General features: G+C 38.9%; 20 protein-coding genes. 11 read left to right on the forward strand and 9 right to left on the reverse strand.

Annotated elements, in window-relative coordinates; genetic code table 11:
- Positions 1-2025, reverse strand: a complete 2025-nt coding sequence (locus EWU23_RS05535) for an OmpA family protein (RefSeq protein WP_166229654.1) — start codon at positions 2023-2025, stop codon at positions 1-3.
- Positions 2026-2162: 137 nt separating this feature from the next.
- Between EWU23_RS05535 and EWU23_RS05540 the strand changes: the two genes are divergently transcribed.
- Complete coding sequence (locus EWU23_RS05540; RefSeq protein WP_166229656.1) at positions 2163-4268, forward strand: pseudouridine synthase; 2106 nt, start codon at positions 2163-2165, stop codon at positions 4266-4268.
- Between the two features lie 82 nt (positions 4269-4350).
- Here the strand turns inward: EWU23_RS05540 and EWU23_RS05545 are convergent, their stop codons facing one another.
- Positions 4351-5277 (reverse strand): AraC family transcriptional regulator, encoded by a 927-nt coding sequence (locus EWU23_RS05545; RefSeq protein WP_109324300.1) that lies wholly within the window; start codon positions 5275-5277, stop codon positions 4351-4353.
- 315 nt (positions 5278-5592) lie between these two features.
- Here EWU23_RS05545 and EWU23_RS05550 point away from each other — a divergent pair, with 315 nt between their 5' ends.
- The 8 genes from EWU23_RS05550 to EWU23_RS05585 all read left to right on the forward strand — a co-directional run bounded on the left by EWU23_RS05550 (position 5593) and on the right by EWU23_RS05585 (position 12276).
- Positions 5593-6618: a rod shape-determining protein gene (locus EWU23_RS05550; RefSeq protein ID WP_109324299.1), complete on the forward strand. Its 1026-nt coding sequence runs from the start codon at positions 5593-5595 to the stop codon at positions 6616-6618.
- Positions 6619-6635: 17 nt separating this feature from the next.
- Positions 6636-7475 (forward strand): rod shape-determining protein MreC, encoded by an 840-nt coding sequence (mreC, locus tag EWU23_RS05555; protein ID WP_166229658.1) that lies wholly within the window; start codon positions 6636-6638, stop codon positions 7473-7475.
- 1 nt (position 7476) lies between these two features.
- On the forward strand, positions 7477-7986 hold the full coding sequence (locus EWU23_RS05560) for a hypothetical protein (RefSeq protein WP_166229660.1): 510 nt from the start codon (positions 7477-7479) through the stop codon (positions 7984-7986).
- A gap of 99 nt (positions 7987-8085) precedes the next feature.
- A complete protein-coding gene (locus tag EWU23_RS05565) occupies positions 8086-8694 on the forward strand; it encodes a sigma-70 family RNA polymerase sigma factor (protein WP_166229662.1) in 609 nt (202 codons plus the stop codon).
- A 53-nt stretch (positions 8695-8747) separates the two neighbouring features.
- Complete coding sequence (locus EWU23_RS05570) at positions 8748-9020, forward strand: phosphohydrolase (RefSeq protein WP_166229664.1); 273 nt, start codon at positions 8748-8750, stop codon at positions 9018-9020.
- Positions 9021-9040: 20 nt separating this feature from the next.
- Positions 9041-9607: a guanylate kinase gene (gene gmk, locus EWU23_RS05575; protein WP_166229666.1), complete on the forward strand. Its 567-nt coding sequence runs from the start codon at positions 9041-9043 to the stop codon at positions 9605-9607.
- Positions 9608-9610: 3 nt separating this feature from the next.
- Positions 9611-10183, forward strand: a complete 573-nt coding sequence (nadD, locus tag EWU23_RS05580; RefSeq protein WP_166229668.1) for a nicotinate (nicotinamide) nucleotide adenylyltransferase — start codon at positions 9611-9613, stop codon at positions 10181-10183.
- Positions 10184-10200: 17 nt separating this feature from the next.
- The gene (locus EWU23_RS05585) at positions 10201-12276 is read left to right on the forward strand and encodes a ComEC/Rec2 family competence protein (RefSeq protein ID WP_166229670.1); all 2076 of its coding nucleotides are present in this window, start codon (positions 10201-10203) and stop codon (positions 12274-12276) included.
- 31 nt (positions 12277-12307) lie between these two features.
- On the opposite strand, the gene typA is transcribed toward EWU23_RS05585, so the two are convergent.
- The 5 genes from typA to cysS all read right to left on the reverse strand — a co-directional run bounded on the left by typA (position 12308) and on the right by cysS (position 19354).
- Positions 12308-14116 carry a translational GTPase TypA gene (gene typA / locus EWU23_RS05590; protein ID WP_166229672.1) on the reverse strand — a complete coding sequence of 603 codons (1809 nt, stop codon included), beginning with the start codon at positions 14114-14116 and terminating at the stop codon, positions 12308-12310.
- Between the two features lie 114 nt (positions 14117-14230).
- The gene (dxs, locus tag EWU23_RS05595; RefSeq protein ID WP_166229674.1) at positions 14231-16183 is read right to left on the reverse strand and encodes a 1-deoxy-D-xylulose-5-phosphate synthase; all 1953 of its coding nucleotides are present in this window, start codon (positions 16181-16183) and stop codon (positions 14231-14233) included.
- A 67-nt stretch (positions 16184-16250) separates the two neighbouring features.
- Complete coding sequence (locus EWU23_RS05600; protein WP_166229676.1) at positions 16251-17114, reverse strand: rhomboid family protein; 864 nt, start codon at positions 17112-17114, stop codon at positions 16251-16253.
- A 1-nt stretch (position 17115) separates the two neighbouring features.
- The gene (locus EWU23_RS05605) at positions 17116-17856 is read right to left on the reverse strand and encodes a rhomboid family intramembrane serine protease (RefSeq protein ID WP_109324274.1); all 741 of its coding nucleotides are present in this window, start codon (positions 17854-17856) and stop codon (positions 17116-17118) included.
- Positions 17857-17860: 4 nt separating this feature from the next.
- The gene (gene cysS / locus EWU23_RS05610; protein ID WP_166229678.1) at positions 17861-19354 is read right to left on the reverse strand and encodes a cysteine--tRNA ligase; all 1494 of its coding nucleotides are present in this window, start codon (positions 19352-19354) and stop codon (positions 17861-17863) included.
- 167 nt (positions 19355-19521) lie between these two features.
- On the opposite strand from cysS, the gene EWU23_RS05615 reads away from it, so the two are divergent.
- Together EWU23_RS05615 and EWU23_RS05620 are read left to right on the forward strand one after the other, a co-directional pair.
- Positions 19522-20700 (forward strand): hypothetical protein, encoded by a 1179-nt coding sequence (locus EWU23_RS05615; RefSeq protein ID WP_166229680.1) that lies wholly within the window; start codon positions 19522-19524, stop codon positions 20698-20700.
- A 10-nt stretch (positions 20701-20710) separates the two neighbouring features.
- Positions 20711-21619, forward strand: coding sequence for a PfkB family carbohydrate kinase (locus EWU23_RS05620; RefSeq protein WP_166229682.1), 909 nt, complete (start codon positions 20711-20713; stop codon positions 21617-21619).
- Here EWU23_RS05620 and EWU23_RS05625 read toward each other — a convergent pair.
- A complete protein-coding gene (locus EWU23_RS05625; protein WP_166229685.1) occupies positions 21616-22884 on the reverse strand; it encodes a M16 family metallopeptidase in 1269 nt (422 codons plus the stop codon). The two genes, EWU23_RS05620 and EWU23_RS05625, sit on opposite strands and share 4 nt — an antisense overlap.
- A gap of 69 nt (positions 22885-22953) precedes the next feature.
- Positions 22954-24135, reverse strand: coding sequence for a type IX secretion system outer membrane channel protein PorV (gene porV, locus EWU23_RS05630; protein ID WP_166229687.1), 1182 nt, complete (start codon positions 24133-24135; stop codon positions 22954-22956).
- Between the last annotated feature and the right edge of the window lie 99 nt (positions 24136-24234).

Raw genomic sequence — 24234 nt, forward strand, 5'->3', positions numbered from 1 at the left:
TTACTCCGCTTTAATTTCTGTAATTTTAAATTCCGTTCTTCTATTTTGTTGGTGCATCTCTTCGCTACATTCAACACCATCGGCACATTCATTAACTAACTGACTTTCTCCATATCCTTTAGCTTTGATTCTTTTTTGATCAATGCCTCGCAGAACAATGTAACGAACAGCGGACTCGGCTCTTCGTTGAGACAATTTTTGGTTGTAAGGGACACTACCTCGTGAGTCAGTATGCGAACCTAGTTCAATCGAAACATTGGTGTTGTCCCGTAAGAATTGAACAATTTTTTCTAATTCTTCTGAGGCATCATTTCTAATTTCAGAGCGATCCAAATTGTAATAGATAGGGTTGATCTGATATAATTGGGTGATTTCTTTCCCCACTTCGGCCTTATCCATGACTATTTGCCAAACAAATGTAGTGTCAGTAAGTTCCTTTTTTAATAACCTTGCTGGAATTTCTCTTCCTTCCATGGAGAAAGCGGATCGTTTGGTTAAATAATCTTCTTTTTCACAAACAAAATCAATCTGGTCACTTTCTCCCAAATCCAAGATTTCTAAACGGCCTCTCTTATTACTATATCCAGGATCGATGCTTTGTCCATTTCTACGTATACTGACTTTAACTGAATCAATGGGCTTACCCGAAGGATCAATGATTTCTGTTTGTAAAAAGTATTGAACAATCTTGTTTTCCGTAGCGGCTATCACCGGCGGGGCCTCATTGGTCCACCATCTTTCTGGATTGCGAGAAGGAGATTTAAAATAATAAAGGTCATCATCACCTTTTCCGCCAGCTCGATTGGAACTAAAATACCCAGAAACGGAATCAACTAAACTGATACCAAAATCATCTGAAATGGAATTCATCGGAACACCTAAATGCTCAATGATAATATCATTTTCATTGCGGGATGCGACAAATAAATCGAGCCCTCCTAAACTAGGATGGCCATCTGATGAAAAATACAATTTACCGTCGTCACTTACAAAGGGAAAAATTTCATCGCCGGGAGTATTAATAGCTGAACCTAAATTGATCGGTCTGCCAAATCTCCCAGAGTTATCCATAGGTGAACGGTAAATATCCAGCCCGCCTTTGCCGCCCCTTCTATTAGAACTAAAATATAGGGTTTTGCCATCCGATGAAAAAGCTGGGCTACCATCCCAAGCAATGGAGTCAGAAATGGCTAATCTTTCAGGAAGCGACCAATCATTTCCATTCCTCCGACTGATATATAAGTCAACGTCAGGTGATAAATCCTTGTTTTTCCCGGTATTTCCTCGAGCAAAAACAAGGGTATTGCCATCTTTTGAAAAGGCAGGTGTGCCTTCGTTGGCATTTTCCTTGTCAATCATTGGACTAAATAAGTTCAACGTGCCTATTTCCACAGGACTTTTTAAGGCAGCTTTGTATAATCCTAAATAGGGGAGACCATTGTTCTTATAGATACTTTGTTTACGGGAGCTAGTTATAATTAACTCATCACCAAGTTTTCTAGCAGAGAATTCTGCCATAGGTGTATTACCTTGAACAGCTTGGACTCCAACAGGGCTATTTTTTTTCTGTAATTCACTTACTTGAGGCAGATTTTCTAATTCAATTTCAGCCTTGAGTTTAAAGGATTTACTTGGTTTGTTTTGAAGAAAATCGGTTAAAGCAGATTGGGCTAAAGAATAATTCCCCGTGGCTTTAGCGGCAAAGGCTAAATTGAAACGAATCGTATTATCGGTGTTTCCTTTCGCTAAGGCAGTTTGATAATAGGGTAAAGCGGAGGAAATTCGATTGGATAAGCGATAGGATTCTGCAATAAAATAACTGGTTTGGTCAAGTTGATAGCCTTTTTCAGCTAAGGGTTTTAATTGTTGAATGACCAGTTCATATTCCCCTTTATCAAACGAATTTAACGCTTTTTTAAGCTTAAATTCATCTCCTTGGCAAGCAAAAAGGCATAGCGCAAAACTGATTCCTAAGAAGGAATTCACTATCAAGCGCAATGTTGACTTCGGTTTGGCGTATTTCATGGAGTGTAAAAGAAATTCAAATGTAACAACCTAAGCTCATTTATTTCATGTACCTTTGTATAAATTTCGAAAATCGAAATAATTACAAGACAAAAGAGTCTTGCTCCTTACAGCAGTGATGTTGCAAATTTATTATTATGAGAAAAAGAATTGATAAGAACGACGGCCGTCGTTCAGATTCAAACCCAAAGTCTTCGGACGACCGCCGATCAAGTAGAGGCGGAGAAAGAGCACCTTACGCAGGTCCTCGTTCCAATTCAGAAGGACGTCCTTATTCAGGCCCACGTTCAGATAGCCCAAGAAGTTTTTCTGGCCCAAGAAGAGATTCAGGAGATTCTCATCGCCCATCTGGTGATGGAGAAAGAAGACCTTATTCCGGACCAAGAGGAGATTCAGACCGCAAACCTTACGAAGGAAATCGTGATGGTGGCGAACGCCGTTCATTCTCAGGGCCAAGAAGAGATTCAGGAGACTCCCGTCGCCCATCGGGTGATGGAGAAAGAAGACCATATTCTGGACCAAGAGGAGATTCAGACCGCAAACCTTACGAAGGAAATCGTGATGGCGGTGAGCGTCGTTCATTCTCAGGCCCAAGAAGAGATTCAGGAGACTCCCGTCGCCCATCGGGTGATGGAGAAAGAAGACCATATTCTGGACCAAGAGGAGATTCAGACCGCAAGCCTTACGAAGGAAATCGTGATGGCGGTGAGCGTCGTTCATTCTCAGGCCCAAGAAGAGATTCAGGAGACTCCCGTCGCCCATCAGGTGATGGAGAAAGAAGACCATATTCTGGACCAAGAGGAGATTCAGACCGCAAGCCTTACGAAGGAAATCGTGATGGCGGTGAGCGTCGTTCATTCTCAGGCCCAAGAAGAGATTCAGGAGATTCCCGTCGCCCATCAGGTGATGGAGAAAGAAGACCTTACTCCGGACCAAGAGGAGATTCAGACCGTAAGCCTTACGAAGGAAATCGTGACGGTGGCGAACGTCGTTCATTCTCAGGCCCAAGAAGAGATTCAGGAGACTCCCGTCGCCCATCAGATGATGGAGAAAGAAGACCTTACTCCGGACCAAGAGGTGATTCAGACCGTAAGCCTTACGAAGGAAATCGTGACGGTGGCGAACGCCGTTCATTCTCAGGCCCAAGAAGAGATTCAGGAGATTCCCGTCGCCCGTTTGGTGATAGAGAAAGAAGACCTTATGATGCGAACCAAGAATTTTCCGAAGATAAGCCATTTGTGCCTAAAGAAGAGTTTCGTTCTGAGCCAGGTAACGACCAGGGGAATAATGAAGAAGTAAAGCCAAGAGCTTATAGCAGTGAGCGTACTCATTCTAATTCAAGAAGAGAAGATGCTCCAGAAAGCAGAGACTTTTCTGAAGGAAGAAATGCGAAATTTTCTAAGCGAGATACTTTTAAAAGTAGAAATCGCTATGAAGAAAAACCTGCATTCACACCTCAGTATAAATTAGATCGATTTAGAGAAAAAGCACCTGCACGTGTTCAGAAGAAATTCATTCAAGAAGAACGCAAAAATGATTCCATTCGTTTGAATCGATATATTGCCAATGCGGGTATTTGTTCTCGTCGTGATGCGGATAAGCTGATTGAAGCAGGTGAAATCAAAGTAAATAATAAAGTGATTACGGAAATGGGCTATCAAGTTCAGCCAACGGATATTGTAAAATATGGTAACCGTAAACTGAACAGAGAAAAGCCAGTTTATGTGCTTTTAAATAAACCCAAAGATTTCCTTACGACCACGGAAGATCCTAATGATCGCAAAACCGTGATGGAGTTGGTGAAAAATGCTGGAGATGCCAGGATTTATCCGGTGGGTCGTTTAGATAGAAATACAACAGGGTTGATTTTATTGACCAATGATGGAGAGTTAGCAGATAAATTAACGCACCCTTCCAATGAAATTGAGAAGATCTATCAAGCTGAATTGGATAAACCCTTGACAGATGAAGATTTGGAGAAAATCAAAGCAGGTTTGACTTTAGAAGATGGAGAAATCAAAGTAGATGACATTGCTAAAGTTACGCCAGATGGATATGTTGTTGGAGTGAAAATCCACTCAGGTAAAAACCGCATTGTTCGTCGTATTTTCGAACATGTAGGTTATGAGGTAACTAAGTTGGACAGAACCACTTTCGCAGGATTAAATAAGAAAGATTTGCCAAGAGGCAACTGGAGATATTTATCCGAAAGGGAATTGGTTAAGTTGAAATATTTAATGTAGTATCAAAACAAAAGGCCCATGAAAATGGGCCTTTTGTTTGAATGATTTGGCAGGTTGTTGGTTCAACAAACCTTGCGAAGAATTATATATTCATCAATGATTCTCTTCTTCTCATTTTTCCAGCAGGAATGCCGAACATCATTTTGAAACGACGGCAGAAATAGGCGGTATCTTTATAGCCCACTTCCGACCCAATGGCACGGATGGATTTTTTCGTTGTTCTCAATAATCCTACAGCTGCTTCCATGCGTTGGTATTCAATATAATCCTGTGGATTAATTCCTGTAAGCATTTTGAAATACTGTCCAACATAATCTTCGGATACGTTAGCCACGTTAGCTAAAACTTTGTTAGAAAGATCTCCTCCCAAATTATCTTTGATATATGCAAAGATGTCAATTAAGCGTGGGTCTTTGAAATAAGTACTATTGGTAGCTAATTGCTCCACAAATAAACGGTTGCGAATGATGTATCGAATCACTTCAATAACGATTTCTTCCGTTTTGATTTTGATGATGCGGCCCTTGCCAATTTCCTCTGACATATCTTCCAATAAGATTTCCTTAATGGATTGTGCTAGGTCATCATCTTTTTTAATTAAAAATGGAGGGATGTCTAAGGAAGTAAAGAAGTTGACTGAGTCAAATACCTTGGCTTCAAAAGCCACCATACCAAACGAATTATCTGCTTTACCGATAGTATTAGGATCCATGTTTTGATCAAAATACAATTCACGGTGCGTCATGAATTCCTCATTGTTGACCGCTTTTGGTTTTTCTGAATTACCATAGGTCACGCTGACCATTTTCCCACCTGGGATAAAGAGCATATCCCCCTCTTCTACAGGAGTGTCTTCTTCACCAAATGAAACCTCCCCTTTGTACAAAATCAAGAGAGAGTTTTCCACATCATAATAATTTTTGATGCGGATTGGTTGTAATATTCTAATGTTTCTAGCCTTAATGAATTTAACACCAAGGGATTCGATAATTTTGTTATAATCTTCCATTTTTTTGCTCGTTTACAAACATTCAGAACATTTGTAGGATTAAACTTGGACAAAACTAATAAAACAGATAATAATTCCAAATTATTTAAACCAATTTTTTCCTTAAATTGACAAATAAATTATTGTAATAAACCTATAATTGACCGCTTATGGGTAGGAAAGTATTTAAAGCGTAGTTTAGATTGACTTTTATAATTATTTCGAGGATATTCCATTTTTTGATTTAATTTAAATAATTAGCTCGTTTTTTATTGGTAAATTTGTTTTTTAGCTTTAGTTCAGCCACACGACTGGGGTATATTTTAGCAATCAATTATGGGAATTTTTAATTTTCTAACCAAGGATATTGCCATCGACTTAGGTACGGCCAATACCCTGATTATTCACAAAAATCAAGTAGTGGTAGATGAGCCATCCATCATCGCATTGGATCGTACCACCAATAAAGTGTTAGCCGTTGGTAGACAAGCCATGATGATGCATGAAAAGACTAACGATAACATCAAAACCATTCGTCCATTGAAAGATGGAGTTATTGCAGACTTTACTGCAGCGGAGTTAATGATGCGTGGCTTGATTAAAATGATGGACAAAGGAAATTCATTTTTCTCACCCGCCTTGCGTATGGTTATCTGTATTCCATCCGGTATCACTGAGGTGGAAAAAAGAGCGGTAAAGGACTCGGCAGAGCATGCCGGTGCACGTGAAGTATACATGGTTCATGAGCCGATTGCTGCGGCGATTGGAATTGGAATAGATATCGAACAACCTAACGGTTCTTTGGTAGTAGATATTGGAGGAGGTACCACCGAAGTGGCCATTATTTCTTTAAGTGGCATTGTTGTGGAGAACTCCATCCGTGTTGCGGGGGATGAATTCACCCGAGATATCAAAGATTATTTATTAAGAGAGCACAAGTTGATTATCGGAGAACGTTCGGCAGAACAAATCAAAATTCAGGTAGGCGCAGCCTTACCCGAACTTGAAAATCCACCTGCTGATTTTGAAATTCGTGGTCGTGATCAAATGACTGGAATTCCGAAAGAAATTTTAATCAACTATTCTGAAATAGCGTATGCTTTGGATTCTTCCATTACCAAAATAGAAGTTGCCATCATGGAGACACTACAGCGGGCTCCAGCCGAGTTATCAGGTGATATTTTCCACAATGGTATTCATTTAGCTGGTGGAGGTGCGATGTTACATGGTTTAGATAAGCGGATTGAAAAGAAAACGCAATTGAAAGTCCATGTGGCAGATGATCCATTGAAGGCCGTGGTACGTGGAACAGGAGAAATCTTGAAAAATCTAGAGAAATATAAGCCAGTTTTAATCACCTAGTCACCCAAAATTTTGGTATGAATCAATTGTTTCAATTCCTCTTACGACAAAGGAACTTCCTATTGTTTTTCGTATTGGAATTGATCAGTTTATGGTCTGTATTTAAATACAATGACTACCAAAGGACACTTTATTTTAATACGACGAATCAGTGGGTGGCCTCCTTATTGGCTCAAAAACAAGAAGTACAGAATTACTATCAATTAAGGGAGATCAATCGGGATTTGGCGACTGAAAATGCGCAATTGAGGCATGAGGTTTTTCGTTTGAAAGCCCAGAAAGCCCCCGATTTAAAATTACCTTATTACATTAATGAGGCGGTGCTGAATCGATATCAACCTGTGGCATGTAAGGTGATTGATTTGACGACCCAGCAATCTCAAAATTATTTAACGATTGATAAAGGAACCAAGGATGGTCTTCATCCTGGAATGGCGGTTATTTCCTCCACGGGTGTGGTAGGAAAGATTCTCTCTTGCACTGAAAATTTATCCATGGTAATTTCCATTCTGCACATCAATAATACGGTTTCCGCAAAATTGAAATCCAGTGGAGAGTTAGGTTATGTCAAATGGGCTGGTTGGCAGCCCGAGGTGGCGGAAATGATGGATGTGTCTAAATACAAAAAAGTAGTCAAAGGAGATACCGTGGTAACCTCTGATTACAATGCCGTCTTTCCTCCCAATGTCCCTATTGGTATAGTTGCTAAACTGGGTTTGAAGAAAGATGGGAATTTTCATGATATTAAAATCATGTTGTTAACCCATTTTTCTACTTTACAATATGTCTATGTGATTAAAAATCGTTTGGCATGGCAGCAAGCTAAATTGGAACAATCTAAACCTAAGCCGGAATAAGATGGGATCAAGTAGCACCTTTCGTTGGATATTGACGGTAATTTTCACCTTATTCATTCAAGTTCTATTTTTAAGGGATTTAACTATCGCCTATTTTGCTTTTTGTTTTTTATATGTTTGGCCATTAATCAAGGCCCCCATTGATACTCCTCCAGCATACTTAATGTTGGGCGCCTTTGTACTAGGCTGGGTCGTGGATGTATTTTATAATACCCATGGCATGCATGCCTTTGCTTCAGTTTTAATGGCTTCCTTACGATCCCCCATTTTCCGATTGTTAACTCCCGCCAATGGCTACGACGAACGTTCGAGTGTAAGTTTGCAAGAGATGAGGCCATTGTGGTTTTTTTCTTATTTGTTTTTGATGCTTTTTTGTCATCACAGTGTATTATTTCTTTTGGAAGCAAGTGATCTGGAATTGGTAGGAATCAGTATATTGAGAGCGTTTTCTAGCTGCTTGTTGGGAATCTTGGTATTTGGTATTTTGGAACTTTTTAATTTGAACAAATAAGCCTTTTTGTCATATTTCCCCCTTCTTTTTTCTTGGGCATAAAATTGTAGGAGGGGAATGTACGTTATCAGAAAATGATACTGCCTTAATATAATGACTATGGACGTCCAAGTAGAAAATGAAATCGATCCTTCGCCACATGCGAGACAGATTTTTGAAAAAGAATTTATGCCGCATTTAGATGCGATGTATAATTTTGCTTTGAGATTGACGAATGATGAGGATGATGCTCAAGATTTAGTGCAAGATACCTGCTTAAAAGCATATCGTTTTATCAATTCCTTCGAGCCGGGTACTTACGCCAAAGCTTGGTTATTTCGCATTTTAAAGAATAATTTCATCAATGATTACCGCAAAAAATCTCGCGGACCATCCAAAGTGGAATTTGAATGGGTAGAGCAATCTTTTGCAGGCGATGATGATTCTGAGCCATCCCATCAAGCGGATTTACACGCAGAAACAGTCAATGAAATGTTGGGTGACGAGATCACCAAAGCTATCCAGGCCCTGCCAGTTGATTTTCGTATGATTATTATTTTATGTGATTTGGAAGAATTTAGCTACGAAGAAATGGCTAAAATTTTAAATATTCCTATTGGTACTGTACGTTCCCGCCTACACCGTGCCAGAGCATTATTGAAAGACTCCTTAGCGGCTTATGCTAAATCTAAAGGATATGGAGCTGACACTTTGTCAGATTTGGATTGAACTTTTACACCAAGGCTTGCGTTAGCCCAAACAGAATGAATTAATTAATGAGCATGAAGAAGAGCTGTGAACATCAGAAAGATTGCATGAAGCTAATCCAGCGAATATTGGATAAAGAAGCAAGTCCAGAAGAGGAGGCCGCCTTTTTGGCTAATAAAGATCAATGTATTCCATGTCAAGAAGGATATGAACTGGAGACTTCTTTAAAAAAAGCTATTAAAGAAAAATGTACGGCAAAATGTCCAGATGAACTTTTTGCCCGGATCAAAGAGAAACTTTTTCTATTAATTATCCTTATTTCCATCTTAATTCCCTTATTTTGTTAGCTTAAACAAACAACAATTTTTTGGAAGGGAAATTAATTATTTTTTCAGCACCTTCGGGTTCAGGTAAGACGACCATCGTTAAAGAACTCATCAAAAATAATTCCAATTTGGGGTTTTCTATTTCAGCATGTACCAGAGATAAGCGTGGGAGATCAGAGGAGAATGGTAAAGATTATTATTTTTTAACACCGGACGAGTTTCGTCAAAAAATCAACGAAGAGGCTTTTGTTGAATGGGAAGAGGTATATCCTGGGGCCTATTATGGTACCTTAAAATCAGAAATTGAACGGATTTGGGCATCTGGCAAACATGTCATTTTTGATGTGGATGTTAAAGGTGGGCTAGCTCTCAAGAAATATTACGGAGATCGCGCTTTAGCTATATTTGTGAAGGTTCCAACCTTAGAAGTTTTGGAGGAAAGATTGCGTTCTAGAGGTACAGAAAGTGAGGAAGCCTTATCCAAACGCGTCTTTAAGATGAAATTTGAATGGTCTTTCCAAAGTCAATTTGATGTCATTTTGGTGAATGATAAATTAGAGGAAGCAATCGAAAAAGCACAATCCCTTTTCGATGATTTTACCCAATAATCCATGAAAATTGCTTTGTTTTTTGGTTCGTTTAATCCCATTCATCATGGTCACCTGATGATTGCCCAAGCGGTATTGAATCAAACCGATGTTCAGCAGATTTGGTTTGTGGTATCTCCTCAAAATCCACATAAAAAAAGTAAAAGTCTCCTACACGAGTTTGATCGCTTGGATTTAGTGGAAAGAGCCATAGCGGATAATTTTCAATTCAAAAGCTGTGACATAGAGTTTAGCTTAAAAAAGCCTTCTTATACCATTGATACCCTAATTCATTTGTCGGAGAAATTTCCACAGCATGAATTTGAATTGATTTTGGGGGGAGATAATTTGGAGCAATTTAAGAGCTGGAAAAACTACGATAAGATTCTTGATTATTTTGGTCTTTACGTATATCCACGTGGGGAAGAGCCAATCAGCGAGCTATGGAGCCATCCCAAGGTAAAAAAGGTGAATGCGCCTGTTTTACATATTTCAGCCACTTACATCAGGGAATGCATTCAAAAAAATCAGTCGATCAAATATCTAGTTCCTGATACTGTAGAGCAGTTAATCGCTCAGAAAAAATTCTACATTTAAGCCTTAGCGCTTAAACATTGTTTTCATTTTTCAGTACATTTCCTTTTTTGCGACTTTGCCTTTGGTGGGCTTTAGGCGTTATTTTGGTTCCTGAAAATCGCCAGGAATTAGGTTATGATTTACTTTTTTGTCTGTTTTTACTTGGTTTATTATTCCTAATCATTTGGATAAAAAATAGACCTATTTTCAACGCTTATTTATTATCCTTAGCCTGTTTTTGTGCAGGATACTTGCGCACGCTAGACGTAAAAAATCTATATCAAAAGCTGCCAAGCGATGTTATTGCTTTTCGATTTCAACTCGTAAGTTCTCCTATTAAAAAACCCAAAACCTATGCATTTGTTGGAGAAATTTCAAATTATTTGAATTCAAAAGGGGAATGGAGAGCTATACAGACTCGAAGTCAATTCTACTTAGAGCACACTGCAGACATTCCAAAATTGGGAGATATTTACCTCTCTAAGGCTCATCTTCAAGCCATTCGACCAGCAGCGTTTCCTTTTGGTCAAAACTGGCCAGCCTATTTTGCCAGAAAAGGAATATATTCTACGGCTTTTTTGCCCGCAAAATGGACGAAAAGACTTCAGTATAACGAAAGGGATTTCGTTTTTAAGGCGTTTTTTGAACGTGTGCAACAAGATTTGTTGCAACATCTTCATCGGGCGCTTCCTGGAGAAAGGAATAGGGCTGTAGGAGGTGCTATGTTATTGGGAGGACATGAAAGTATCGACTTTGAAACTAGAAAGAGTTATGCAGCTTTAGGGGCCATTCATATTTTGTCGGTTTCAGGGATGCATGTGGGAATCCTTTTTTTGTGTATTCAGTTTTTTCTCACATTCATTCCAAGAAGAAATCGAATTACATCCATAGGTGTTTTTTTACTACCCTTTCTACTTATTTGGATGTATGCTGGAATTACCGGATTTTCTGCACCAGTATTACGCGCGAGTTGGATGTTTTCGGTGGTACTTTTTGCTCAAACATTTCGATATTCCCTGAATTCAATCAATCTGTTGGCATTTACTGGGTTTGTGATGTTGGTTTGGGATCCTATGCAAGTATACGACGCGGGGTTTCAATTGTCGTTTTTAGCTGTATTGGGAATACTTATATATCAACCCTCTCTAAGTGTTATCTGGGAACCGAATATAAAGAATCCCATAGGTCAATATATAGTTAAACAAGCCTGGTCATTAACTACTGTAGCTGTTGCTGCTCAAGCTTTGACTTTCCCTTGGATCTTGTATTACTTTCATCAGTTCCCCCATGTGGGCATCATGTTATTAGCAAATCCGCTACTTGTCTTACTCTCATCTGTCTCGTTGATTTTAGGATTGGTATTCCTACTGATAGCACCCATTTTATATGCATGGGACATCATTTATTTGTACATTATTATGGGTCAAGTTTTGAATGCTAGTTTCACGCTTCTGCACGAAGTGATGTTTTGGATTGATGGCGTATTTCAACCAACCATTCCTTTTTTACATTGGGAAAATTGGATGTTTGTTTCGTATTATTTGATGCTAATCCTAGTGAAATACTGGTGGGATATCCGGCACGGGGCTATTTTAGCTTTCTTTGGTTTAGTGCTTTTATGCAGTGTTTCGTATGTTGAATGGGAGCAATGGAAAGCTCTGAAAAATCAGAAAATCGCCTATTTAGGCCAATATCGTGGTGAGCCAGTATGGCTTGAATTACAAGGGTTGAAAGCGAAATTGCTTGCCTCCAGAAGGATATTCCAGGATCCGGCTTGGATTCAATCCAATATTTCTCCTGTTTTGGCACATCATTTTATTGAGGATACAGTTCAAGTGAAATGGGAGGAAGAAAAGAATGTTTCTTGGCAATGGAAGGGTAAGCGATTTTATAGAGTTCAACAGCCTCAGGTGATGTTTTCAGCGAAAATCGATGTATTGATAATTGACAGTAAATTGAAAAAGCAGGGTTTTGATTGGTTGAAATCTAAGAGAGGGGGAGATTGGCTTTGGACTCAATCGCTTTCATCATATTATTTGAAGAAATTAGCCCAGTTTGATCCATTGCCAGGTCATCAAATGGCATTGGATACCGTCATGGCCAGGGGATATTAAAAAAGGCTGTCGTTTCGGACAGCCTTTTTGTTTATTTATTTTTTTGCTCTTGACGTTTACGCTCGTTAGGATCTAAGAAGATCTTACGCATACGTAAAGACTTCGGAGTGATTTCTAAGTATTCATCTTTTTGGATGAATTCCATACACTCTTCTAGAGAGAAGTTTAATTTAGGTGCAATCTTGGTATTGGTGTCCGTACCTGAAGCACGCATGTTGGTTAATTGTTTTGCATTTTGCAAGTTAACCTCAATGTCGTTTTGGCGATTGTGTTCACCAACAACCATACCTGAGTAAATCTCTTCACCTGGATCGATGAAGAACACCCCTCTGTCTTGTAATTTATCAATGGCATATGGTGTAGCAACTCCTGTGTTCATGGAAATCAATGAACCGTTAATTCTACCTGGAATAGATCCTTTGAAGGACTCATATCCAATAAAACGGTGTGCCATGATAGCTTCACCAAAAGTAGCAGTTAACACTTTAGAACGTAGTCCAATCAAACCTCTCGAAGGAATGTTGAATTCTAAGTGTTGTAAGTCACCTTTAGGTTCCATAATCAATAACTCACCCTTTCCTTGAGTAGCTAATTCAATAACTTTACCTGCTACTTCTTCTGGTACGTCAACGACTAAAGATTCAATCGGCTCTAATTTTTCTCCATTATCGCCTTCTTTATAAATTACTTGCGGTTGACCAACTTGTAATTCATACCCTTCACGACGCATGGTTTCAATTAAAACAGACAAGTGAAGGATACCACGACCAAAAACCAAGAATTTATCTTCACTTTCGGTGGTCATAACTCTCAAAGCTAAGTTTTTCTCAGTTTCTTTGAATAGACGCTCACGAATATGACGAGAAGTTACCATTTTACCTTCTCTACCAAAGAAAGGAGAGTTGTTGATGGTAAATAACATGTTCATGGTTGGTTCATCAATAGCGATACGCTCCAATGCTTCTGGATTTTCTGGATCGGCCAAAGTATCTCCGATTTCAAAATCTTCAATACCTGTCACCGCACAAATTTCCCCGCATTCTACCGTATCTACACGTACTTTACCAAGACCTTCAAATACTTGAAGTTCCTTGATGCGCATTTTTTTAATTGAGCCATCCGATTTACAAAGTGCGATAGGCATATTTTCTTTCAATGTTCCACGCTCCAAACGTCCGATCGCGATACGACCTACAAATGAAGAATAGTCTAATGAAGTGATTTGCATTTGAGGTGTACCTTCCTGAACTTTAGAAGCAGGAATGTGCTCGATGATGGCATCTAACAATGGGATGATATTGTCTGTTGGAGTTTTCCAATCGGTATTCATCCATCCTTGTTTAGAAGAACCGTATAAGCAAGGGAAATCTAATTGCTCTTCTGAGGCATTCAAGTTAAACATTAAGTCAAATACGGACTCATGTACTTCGTCTGGGCGACAGTTTTCTTTATCTACTTTATTGACAACTACGATGGGTTTTAAACCTAAAGCGATGGCTTTAGATAAAACGAAACGTGTTTGAGGCATAGGACCTTCAAAGGCATCCACTAATAACAAAACACCATCAGCCATACGTAATACACGTTCAACTTCTCCTCCAAAGTCGGCGTGACCAGGAGTGTCAATGATGTTGATTTTCACGCCATTATAGCGAACGGATACGTTTTTGGAAACGATGGTAATGCCGCGCTCTCTTTCTAGGTCGTTGTTATCTAGGATAAGATCACCAAATTCTTGATTTTCTCTAAAAATCTTAGATGCATGAATGATTTTGTCGACTAGGGTAGTTTTACCGTGGTCAACGTGGGCAATAATGGCAATGTTGCGAATGCTTTGCATATAATAATGGCGCTTTGATGAAATCAAATCTCTCTGCCTGAGGAAATTTAAGGTGCAAAGGTAGGGATAATTTCTTAGAAAAGTACTAATTGAAGATAATGAAATCGTGAAATCTTAGTCTTGATTCACTTTCTGAGAAGTAGATTTGATTTTGTTCGGATAGAAATCGGCAATTTTTTTCAGGATATTCTCAGAATCAATTCCACATAATTGGTAAAGTTCATGCGGTTCACCGTGTTCAATAATATCATCAGGGACTCCTAAACGTAACATGGGTTTGTTATATCCATGATCCAGCATGAACTCGGCAATAGCAGAACCAAAGCCTCCTTGAATACAAGCATCTTCAACGGTAATGATCTGATTATAAGTTGAAAATACTTCATGAAGTATTTTTTCATCCAAGGGTTTCACGAATCGCATGTCATAAAGTGCTGGATTCATCCCGAGAGATCTTGCTTTTTGGCAGGCTAATTCAGCTTCATTTCCAACATGGCCAATACTTAAAATGGCAATATCTTCTCCATCTAGTACTTTTTGTCCTTGGCCAATGGTGATTTCTTCAAAACCAGTTCGCCATGCAGGCATAACACCTGCACCACGTGGATATCGGATGGTAATGGCCTTATGATGTTCTTTGAATTTATCCAATGAAGCCGTATACATGATATTTCGTAGTTCCTGTTCATTTTTCGGTGCTGCTACAATCATGTTAGGAATACAACGCATGTAGGCTAAATCATACAATCCGTGATGCGTTGGACCATCTGCCCCAGCTAGACCCGCTCGATCTAAACAGAAGATAACAGGTAGCTTTTGTAAGCAAACATCATGCACGACTTGGTCATAGGCTCTTTGCATGAAAGAACTGTAGATATTACAAAATACGGTTAGTCCTTGAGTAGCCATACCTGCCGAAAAGGTAACAGCATGTTGTTCGGCTATACCCACATCAAAAGCCCTGTCAGGCATGGCTCTCATCATGATATTCAATGAAGACCCTGATGGCATAGCTGGAGTGATTCCCATAATCTTGGGATTTTGTTCTGCCAACTCCAATATGGTATGACCAAAAACCTCCTGATATTTAGGTGGTTGTGGGTTATCAAATGTCTTTTTGTGGATCTCCCCAGTGATTTTATCAAATTTTCCAGGAGCATGCCAAAGTGTTTGATCTTTCTCTGCTAATGAATAGCCTTTTCCTTTGGTGGTAATACAATGTAAAATTTTTGGACCAGGAATATCTTTTAAGTCATTTAACACGGTGGTTAAATATTGTACATCATGTCCATCAATGGGGCCAAAATACCTTAAATTGAGGGATTCAAATAGATTACTTTGCTTGAGTAAGGTAGCCTTTAATCCATTTTCTATTTTCGAAACAATCTCTTGAGCAGATTTGCCAAACTTGGACATCTTACCTAAAAGGTTCCAAACATCGTCTTTCACTCGGTTGTACGTGTGAGAGGTGGTAATATCCGTTAAATATTCTTTTAATGCACCTACATTGGGGTCAATGGCCATGCAATTATCATTCAAGATGATCAGCATATTATTGGGAATATCACCCGCATGGTTCATGGCTTCAAAAGCCATTCCTGCAGTCATGGAACCATCTCCTATGACCGCAATGTGCTGTTTATGAAATTCTTTTTTATACCTAGAAGCTACAGCCATACCGAGTGCCGCAGAAATGGATGTAGATGAATGTCCTACTCCAAAGGCATCGTATTCACTTTCTGATCGCTTTGGGAAGCCACTAATTCCTCCAAATAATCGATTGGTATGGAATGAATCCTGGCGGCCCGTTAGAATCTTGTGACCATAGGCCTGATGTCCTACATCCCAAACAAGCTGGTCATCGGGAGTGTTGAATACATAATGCAAGGCTACGGTTAATTCTGTGACCCCCAAAGATGCCCCAAAATGCCCACCATTGACAGATACATTGTCGATGATAAATTGACGTAATTCATGGCAAACCGCAGGTAATTCTGCAGGGGACAACTTTCGCAAATCCGCAGGGGATTGGATTTTGCTTAAGATAGGTCCGGCTTGAAATTGCATCTTGGAGGGGTAATTTGGATGAAGGATTCTGATTTAACTATACAAAGGTAAAAATGTTTTCGGCTGACTAGTCATTTTTTTGACTTGCTTTAAACAATCGTTTCTTTTCGTGCTTGCTTAAACTTTCATATCCAGAAGTTGAAATTTTGTCCAAAATAGTATTCAATTCATCTTCTTCAATCTCCTCGGCATCATTTTGCTCCACAAAATCTTGTATTTTCTTTTGGAGGGTCATGGAGTAAGAATAAATTTTTTCTTCAGGAACGGGCCTCCGAGATTGCCTTTTTTGGTAGGAGTAGGCATATAAAAAACCTAATAAGGCTCCTCCTAAATGGGCTATATTACCTCCCGCGTTAGTTCCTGTGGTTTCAATCATGGACCACAGAATATAAAATGCCGCTACATATTTAATAGCAACTTCTCCAAAGATCAACAGATGAACTTTATAGTTAGGTTGTAAAGTTGCCGCACCTACTACTATGGCAAAAACACTAGCAGAGGCCCCATTGAGATAAATATGCCCTTTCATCACGAAATAGGAGAAGCTATTTAACAACAAAATGTAGGCAATAGCTCCAGCTAATCCACCCAAAAAATACAATTGTATCAGGCGTTTTTGGCCCACAAAGCTATGGATGATACTGCCAAACCAATACAGGAAAAGCATATTAAATACTAAGTGAAATATTTCAAAATGAGCAAAGAAATAGGTAAAGAAAGTCCAAGGTTTGTACAATACCACTTTGGGTTGAGAGGAAAGCGCTATTTGTTCTAATAGCTGGTTATACCAATCTTCCTTTCCTGCCAAGGATAAAAAAACATGGCTCAAGGAAACAAAAACAAAGACAAATACATTGGCCAATATAAGTCGCCACAACCCATTTTCTGGATTTTGAATGACGAGCTTGATGTCCTGCCAAATACTTTTCATCTCAATAGAAATTGTTTCTTTGTGTTTTCCATACTTTTAATAAAATCACCGCAAAAATCATTCCTCCAATATGGGCAAAATGAGCTACATTATCACCCTGACTTTGCTGTATACCCGCATAGAGTTCATAAAGTCCATAGAAGGTAACGAAATATTTGGCCTTGATGGGTATTGGGAAAGGAAACAAAAACATTTCCGAATTGGGGAATAAATAGCCAAAAGCCATGATGATACCAAAAATGGCACCTGATGCTCCACCTAAGGCTCCCATATTAATTAAAGCCTCATAATTGGCAATAACCCAATTGATGTTGATTTGTCCACCTGGTGCCGAAATCACCCCATAATGCTGGGCATAATCAATTAAGTTGTCTGAATTAGGATTGGATAAAACAAGTTCCGTAGCCCTTCTGATTTCGGCAAAATCGATGAAATGTTGGATACCCATATATAAGAGTCCCGCGCCAATTCCACAAAAAAAGTAAAAGAAAAGAAAGCGCTGTGCTCCCCAAATGCGTTCTAATAAGGAGCCAAACATATACAGTCCAAACATGTTTCCTAAGAGGTGCATGAAACTAGCATGTACGAACATATAGCTTACCACCTGAAAAAAACGAAAATCACTCGCGCCGAAATAATGTAACGTGAGCAGTTCTTGAGGAAAGCCAAAGCCCTTAATCAAGTAAAGCCCCACATTAATTAACAATAAAGTACGTACCGTAGGTGTTAAGTTTTGTAGCATTTTTTTATTCTTCGTAACCCCAATCAATGGAGGTTTTCATGTCTTTAATTAATAATCCCATGGATTTGAAGGTTGCCCTAATTTCATCCACTTTGTCGTATTGCTTACTTTGTTTGAATTCAGTATACAATTGAAGTAAGCCTTGAATCATGCTTTCCCAGTTATCAGGAAGCTCTTCTTTAATGCCTAATATATTTTCTAAGAATGAAATATAGCTAGTTTTTAATAAATCAAAAGATTTTTCTCCGATGGAATCTAAGGAAACCTGTGCGGTATATATTTGATTTATTTTTTTTAACAATGAAAATAAATTGGCTATAGTAACTGCGGTATTTAAATCATCATTCATGCCATCATAACACCCTTGTACTGCTGCTTGGATTTCATCTCCGTGTTTGGCGTCTATTGCTTCCAGGCTGGCATTAACAGGGAATGACATATTCTTCACTATTCGAAGACCATTCGCAATGCGCTTGTATCCTTTTTGAGCGGCTTTTAAGGCTTCATTGGAAAAGTCTAAGGTACTTCTGTACTGAGATTGCAGCATGAAAAAGCGAACGGTCATGGGGCTGTAGGCCTGTTCTAACAAGGGATGATTTCCACTAAATAATTCAGAAGGTAAAAAGGAATTACCTAATGACTTACTCATTTTTTGACCATTCACTGTGAGCATGTTGGTATGCATCCAATACCGAACGGGAGCTTTGCCATAGGTGGCTTTTGCTTGAGCAATTTCACATTCATGGTGAGGAAATTTTAAGTCCATTCCTCCTCCATGTATATCAAATGTATCGCCTAAGTATCTGTGACTCATGCAAGTACATTCCAAATGCCATCCAGGGAAACCTTCACCCCAAGGAGATGGCCAATGCATCAAATGTTCAGGAGCGGCTTTTTTCCACAAGGCAAAATCCAAAGGATTTCTTTTTTCTCCCACACCATCCAAATCTCTCGTTTCTGTTAGTAAATCCTCTAACACACGTCCAGAAAGTTTTCCGTAATCTCCTCCTTGCTTATTATAGGTTTCAATATCAAAGTAGACAGATCCATTGGATTCATAGGCTAATCCTTTGTCTAATAATATTTTAGTTGTTTCAATTTGTTCCATGATGTGCCCCGTTGCCGTAGGCTCAATGCTAGGTGGAAGTAAATTGAATTGTTCCAAAACCTGGTGGAAATTTTGGGTATAGCGATGTACAATCTCCATGGGCTCGAGCTTTTCTAGCTTAGCCATTTTACCTATTTTATCTTCTCCTTCATCTCCATCACCCACTAAGTGACCTACATCGGTGATATTTCTAACATAACGCACTTGGTAGCCTAGGTGACGTAAATAGCGGTGAAGGATGTCAAAAGAAGTGAAAGTCCTTAAATTACCCAAGTGGACATAATTATAGACCGTAGGCCCACATACGTATAAACCTACGTGTGGAGCATTAATGGCCGTGAATAATTCTTTTTCTCTACTAAGTGTATTGTATAATTTTAAGGCTTGCATGGTATAAAATTTCCTTTCGGAGGTGCTATTTATATAAGAACTAAAATTACTTTGATTCTTTTAAACCACCAAACGATATATAAACCTTGAATGTTTTATGGGAGGTCGGATTGCTCGCCTCATTCTATTATCTTTGTTAAATATTATCATTCCATTTCAAATCCAGCATGTATTTACGCGAAGTAGCTGAAGATAGCCTATTAAAAAAAGCTTTTTTAACCTTTCCTGTTAGCTTGTATACACATGATGCTAATTGGATTCGACCATTGGATTCCGACATTGAGTCTATTTTTGATCCTAAAAAAAATCCTCATTTTAAACACGGAGAGGCCATTCGTTGGATACTATTCAATGAAGAAAATCAAGTGATTGGTCGAGTAGCGGCATTTTATGATGGAAAACCAGCTAAAGAAGGCGAATTAGCTGCTGGGGGCATGGGATTTTTCGAGTGTATCGAAGATGAAAAAGCCGCATTTACTTTATTTGATGCATGTGCTGATTGGTTGAAATCCAAGGGATTAGAAGCCATGGACGGCCCTATCAATTTTGGAGAGCGGGATAGTTTTTGGGGTTTGATGGTGAAAGGCTGGGAATTTGAGCCAACCTATAAAATGCCTTGGACCAAAGAATATTACATTGCTTTTTTTGAGCGTTATGGTTTCAATGATTACTTCCAGCAATACGTGTTCGTTTCTCCCGTTTCTGCGGCGAATGTAGCCCCTTCCATTGAAGAAAAAGCACAAAGAATATACCAGAATCCGAACTATGTATTTCAGCATATTGAGAAATCAGATTTAAGTAAATATGCCGAAGATTTTAAAGTGATATTCAATGCTGCTTGGGCTAAATTCCCTGGTGTTACCGCCATGAGCTCGGAGCAAGCGCAGAAGTTAGTCAAGAAAATGAAGCCCATCATTGATGAGCAATTGTTGTGGTTTGCCTATACTTCAGAAGGAGATCCTGTGGCCTTTTTTATTGTGATCCCAGATTTGAATCAAATTGTCAAACACCTCAATGGTAAGATGAATGTTTGGGGAATGATTAAGTTTTTACTTTTAAAATGGAAAGGGACCTTGACTCGCTGCTGCGGGGTTATTTTTGGCGTAGTGCCTGAGCATCAGGGTAAAGGAGTGGAATCAGCCATAGCCTTACGTTTTCGTCAAGCGGCCCGAGACAATCCTTTTTATCCTTATGAAACGATGGACATGAACTGGGTGGGCGACTTTAATCCTAAAATGCTTCGATTTGTATCTCAGTTGGGAGCCAGCATCGATAAAACATACATTACCTATCGTTATTTATTTAATCCAAACCAGCCCTTTAGTCGTTGTCCTAAAGTAGGCTAAATAATTTAAAATGAGCTTATTATCAATTGGAACAGTGGCTTTTGATGCCCTGGAAACCCCTTACGGAAAAACGGATAAAATTATCGGTGGATCTTGTACGTATATTAGTTTATCTGCGGCATTTTTCTTGCCTAAAGTGAATGTGGTCGCAGTAGTTGGAGATGATTTTCCTAAAGAATACATGGAAACATTGGAAGATAAAGGAATCGATTTGACAGGTTTACAGATCAAAGAAGGAGAAAAGACTTTCTTTTGGGCGGGGAAGTATCATAATAACATGAATACGCGGGATACTTTGGTGACTGATCTAAATGTATTAGCCGATTTTCAGCCAACGATTCCTGCTGAATACCAAGATTGTGACTATTTAATGTTGGGTAATTTGACCCCACAAGTGCAAATCGATGCGATTCAAGGTTTAAACAAGCGTCCTAAGTTAATCGTGATGGATACGATGAATTTTTGGATGAATGTGGCCATGGACGATTTGAAACGTGTATTGAAAATGGTCGATGTTCTGTGCATCAATGATGAGGAGGCTCGTCAGTTATCAGAGCAATATTCTTTGAGAATAGCTGCCAAGATGATCATGGCTATGGGTCCTAAAACCTTGATTATAAAAAAAGGAGAACATGGCGCTTTGTTGTTTCAAGAAGATAAGATGTTTTATTGCCCAGCCTTGCCTTTGGAAGAAGTGTTTGATCCAACAGGAGCAGGGGATACCTTTGTCGGTGGTTTTATTGGTTATTTAGCTCAAAAAGATGATGTTTCTTTTGAAAGTATGCGCCAAGCCATTGTGTATGGTTCTGCCATGGCTTCTTTCTGCGTGGAGAAATTCGGCACAGAACGTTTATTTGAGATTAGTCCTGCTGACTTAGAGTCTCGGGTGAATGAGTTTAGAGAGCTAGCTAGATTTTAAGCTCCTACCATCACCACATGTAATTCATCCAGGTTCAAGTACTGATTCGCCATGTCGCGCAGTTCTTGAGCTTGGCATTGAATAATTTGGGTTTGAAATTGGTCATAGAAGTCAGGCGCTAAGTTTTCTAGCTGGATGACTTTGATTTTTTCAGCGATATCAAAGGCTTGAGTGAGTTCCCCTGTAAAGCTCCCCATCAAATAGTTTTTGACTAATTCTAATTCTTCTTTGGGAACCAATTCAGTTTGTAAAATTCGAATCTCTTTCTTTATTTCTTCTAAGGTTTGTGCACTATTTTCCCCATTGACATCGGTACCTGTAACCCAATAAGCGGACTCCTGTAGCGGAACTATGGAAGAAGATATACCATAGGTAAAACCTTTATCCTCGCGAATGTTATTTTGGAGTCTAGAACCAAAATATCCACCTAAAATGGTGTTCAAAATACTAAATTTAAAATAATCTGGATGATTTCTTCCAATGGCTAATTTGCCTGCACGGATGGAAGTTTGTAATGCTCCTTCTCGGCGTTCATGTTCGATTTGAGCTGATTGGGGCTTAACATTGGGCAAATGATCTGGCCAAGATTGATCAAAGCTTAAATGGCCAATAAAGCGGTCAAGCAACTGCAATTCTTGGTCAGAAACTTTTCCAGAAAGAAAAATAACCGGTTTGACATTTGCCCAAGTAGATGTGTAGAAATCAAATAAATCATTTCGACTTAAGTCCGATAAACTTTCGGGTGAGGAGTGGCGGCCATACACATGATTTCCGAAAATTTGACCACGGAATAATTGACTTGCTGCAAAAGAAGTCTTTTGCCAGTTTAGCTTATTTTTTTGTATTTCAATGGCGATTTCTTTCTCGTATTCCTCTTGACTAAAAGTAGCTTCTTTCAGCATATCTGCTACCCATGGAATAAGTGCTTCAAAGTGCTTATTTAAACCATATACCGAAAAATTAGCATAATCAAGATTGGCTTGAATATCCCAAAATGCGCCTAAAAAGTCAAAGGCCTCATGAATTACTTGTGCCGAGTGAGATTGAGTACCCCTTCTCATGAGGTTCGCCACCATATTTGCCAAGCCAGCTTTAGCTCCCGATTTAGCACCTGCAGGGCTTATAATTTCCAGTTTAAAAACGGGTTGCTCGCCAAGATTGATGGAATATACAGGAATTCCATTGCTTAGATGAAATACATCTACGCTAGGAAATTTCACTAATTCAATCGGAAAGGCAAGAGGAGGAGTAGAGCGGTCCAGCATGGTTTATTCGGGTAAAAAACAAATGACATTCCGAGGAATGTCATTTGAAATCAAAACATGTATGTTAGCTTATTTCTTAGAAGCACCGTTATTGATAGCAGCTAATAATGACACACGAAGTGTATTAGCTAATGGGCTACCAGAACCTGTTGGAACTAAGTAAGCAAAATCAAATCCGTATTTTTGGTCTAATTTAAAACCAACACCGAAAGTGAAATATTTACGATTACCTTTCATTTCGCTTTCATTGAAATAACCAGTTCTTAAAGCGAATGAATTGTTGAATAAGTATTCAGCACCAATCGAAGTTGTGATTTCTTTTAACTCTTCTCCGAATCCGTCTGGAGCGTCGAACAAGGAACTAAAGATACCACCAATAGCTGTTGCGTCATTTGGATCATTTCCAACCTTAGCACCATTAGCATCGATTGAATACGGTGTAGGTACCATTAACTTGTTGAAATCCAAAGTAAATGTTAAACGATTTCCTTCTGAAATATCTTTGGTCGTAGCCACTCCAAAACGTAAGTTAGTAGGAATGAAGTTTTTATCCACACCACCGTAAGAAACTTTACCAGAGATATTAGACAAAACTAAACCATATGTGTATTTCCATTCTTTAGCAGAAACGCTGTTCCAATACAAAGCTACGTCAGCAGCTACTGTTTGAGCAGGCTTCATTGCCACACCTGAACCATTGGTTCCTGTGTAGTTTCCTAATAAATTGGAGTTGATATATTTTAAATTAACACCTAAAGATAACGTGTTGGATAATTTACGAGCGTGAGTAGCAGTAATGGCATATTCTTTTGAATTGAAATTACCTGCACTTTGTCCTGTTGAAGTAGTTGCTTGGAACAAACCTTGATCAAAATAGTTGATCGAGAATCCAAATGCTTGATCTTTGCTAGTTTTTTTGTAACCAGCAATATTGTAAAGAGCCATGTCATTCACCAAGTTTCTTAACCAAGGTGTATATGAAATAGAGAATCCTAAGTCTTTCTCAGCCGTAGCCAATTTAGCTGGATTCCAATAAATGGCGTTTACATCCGATGAAATAGCGACACCAGCATCTCCCATCCCAGCCGAACGTGCATCTGGCGCAACATTCAAGAATAACATGGTTGGTGTAGGAATTCTTCCTGAATTTATTTGACCAGAAACTAATGCTTGTCCAAATGCATACGAACTAATCAAACCTGCTACCAAGGTTAATAATGCTTTTGGGAATAATGAATTGTTTGTCGTCATTGTTTAAAAAAATTAGAGAGTCTATTCAGCATAAAGCGAAGTCCAAAAATAGGCATTTTTACGCTAATTGTTGTTTTATAAGCTAAAATATTTGTCAAA

The sequence above is a fragment of the Aquirufa beregesia genome, assembly GCF_011090385.1.
Taxonomy (GTDB): Bacteria; Bacteroidota; Bacteroidia; order Cytophagales; family Spirosomataceae; genus Aquirufa; species Aquirufa beregesia.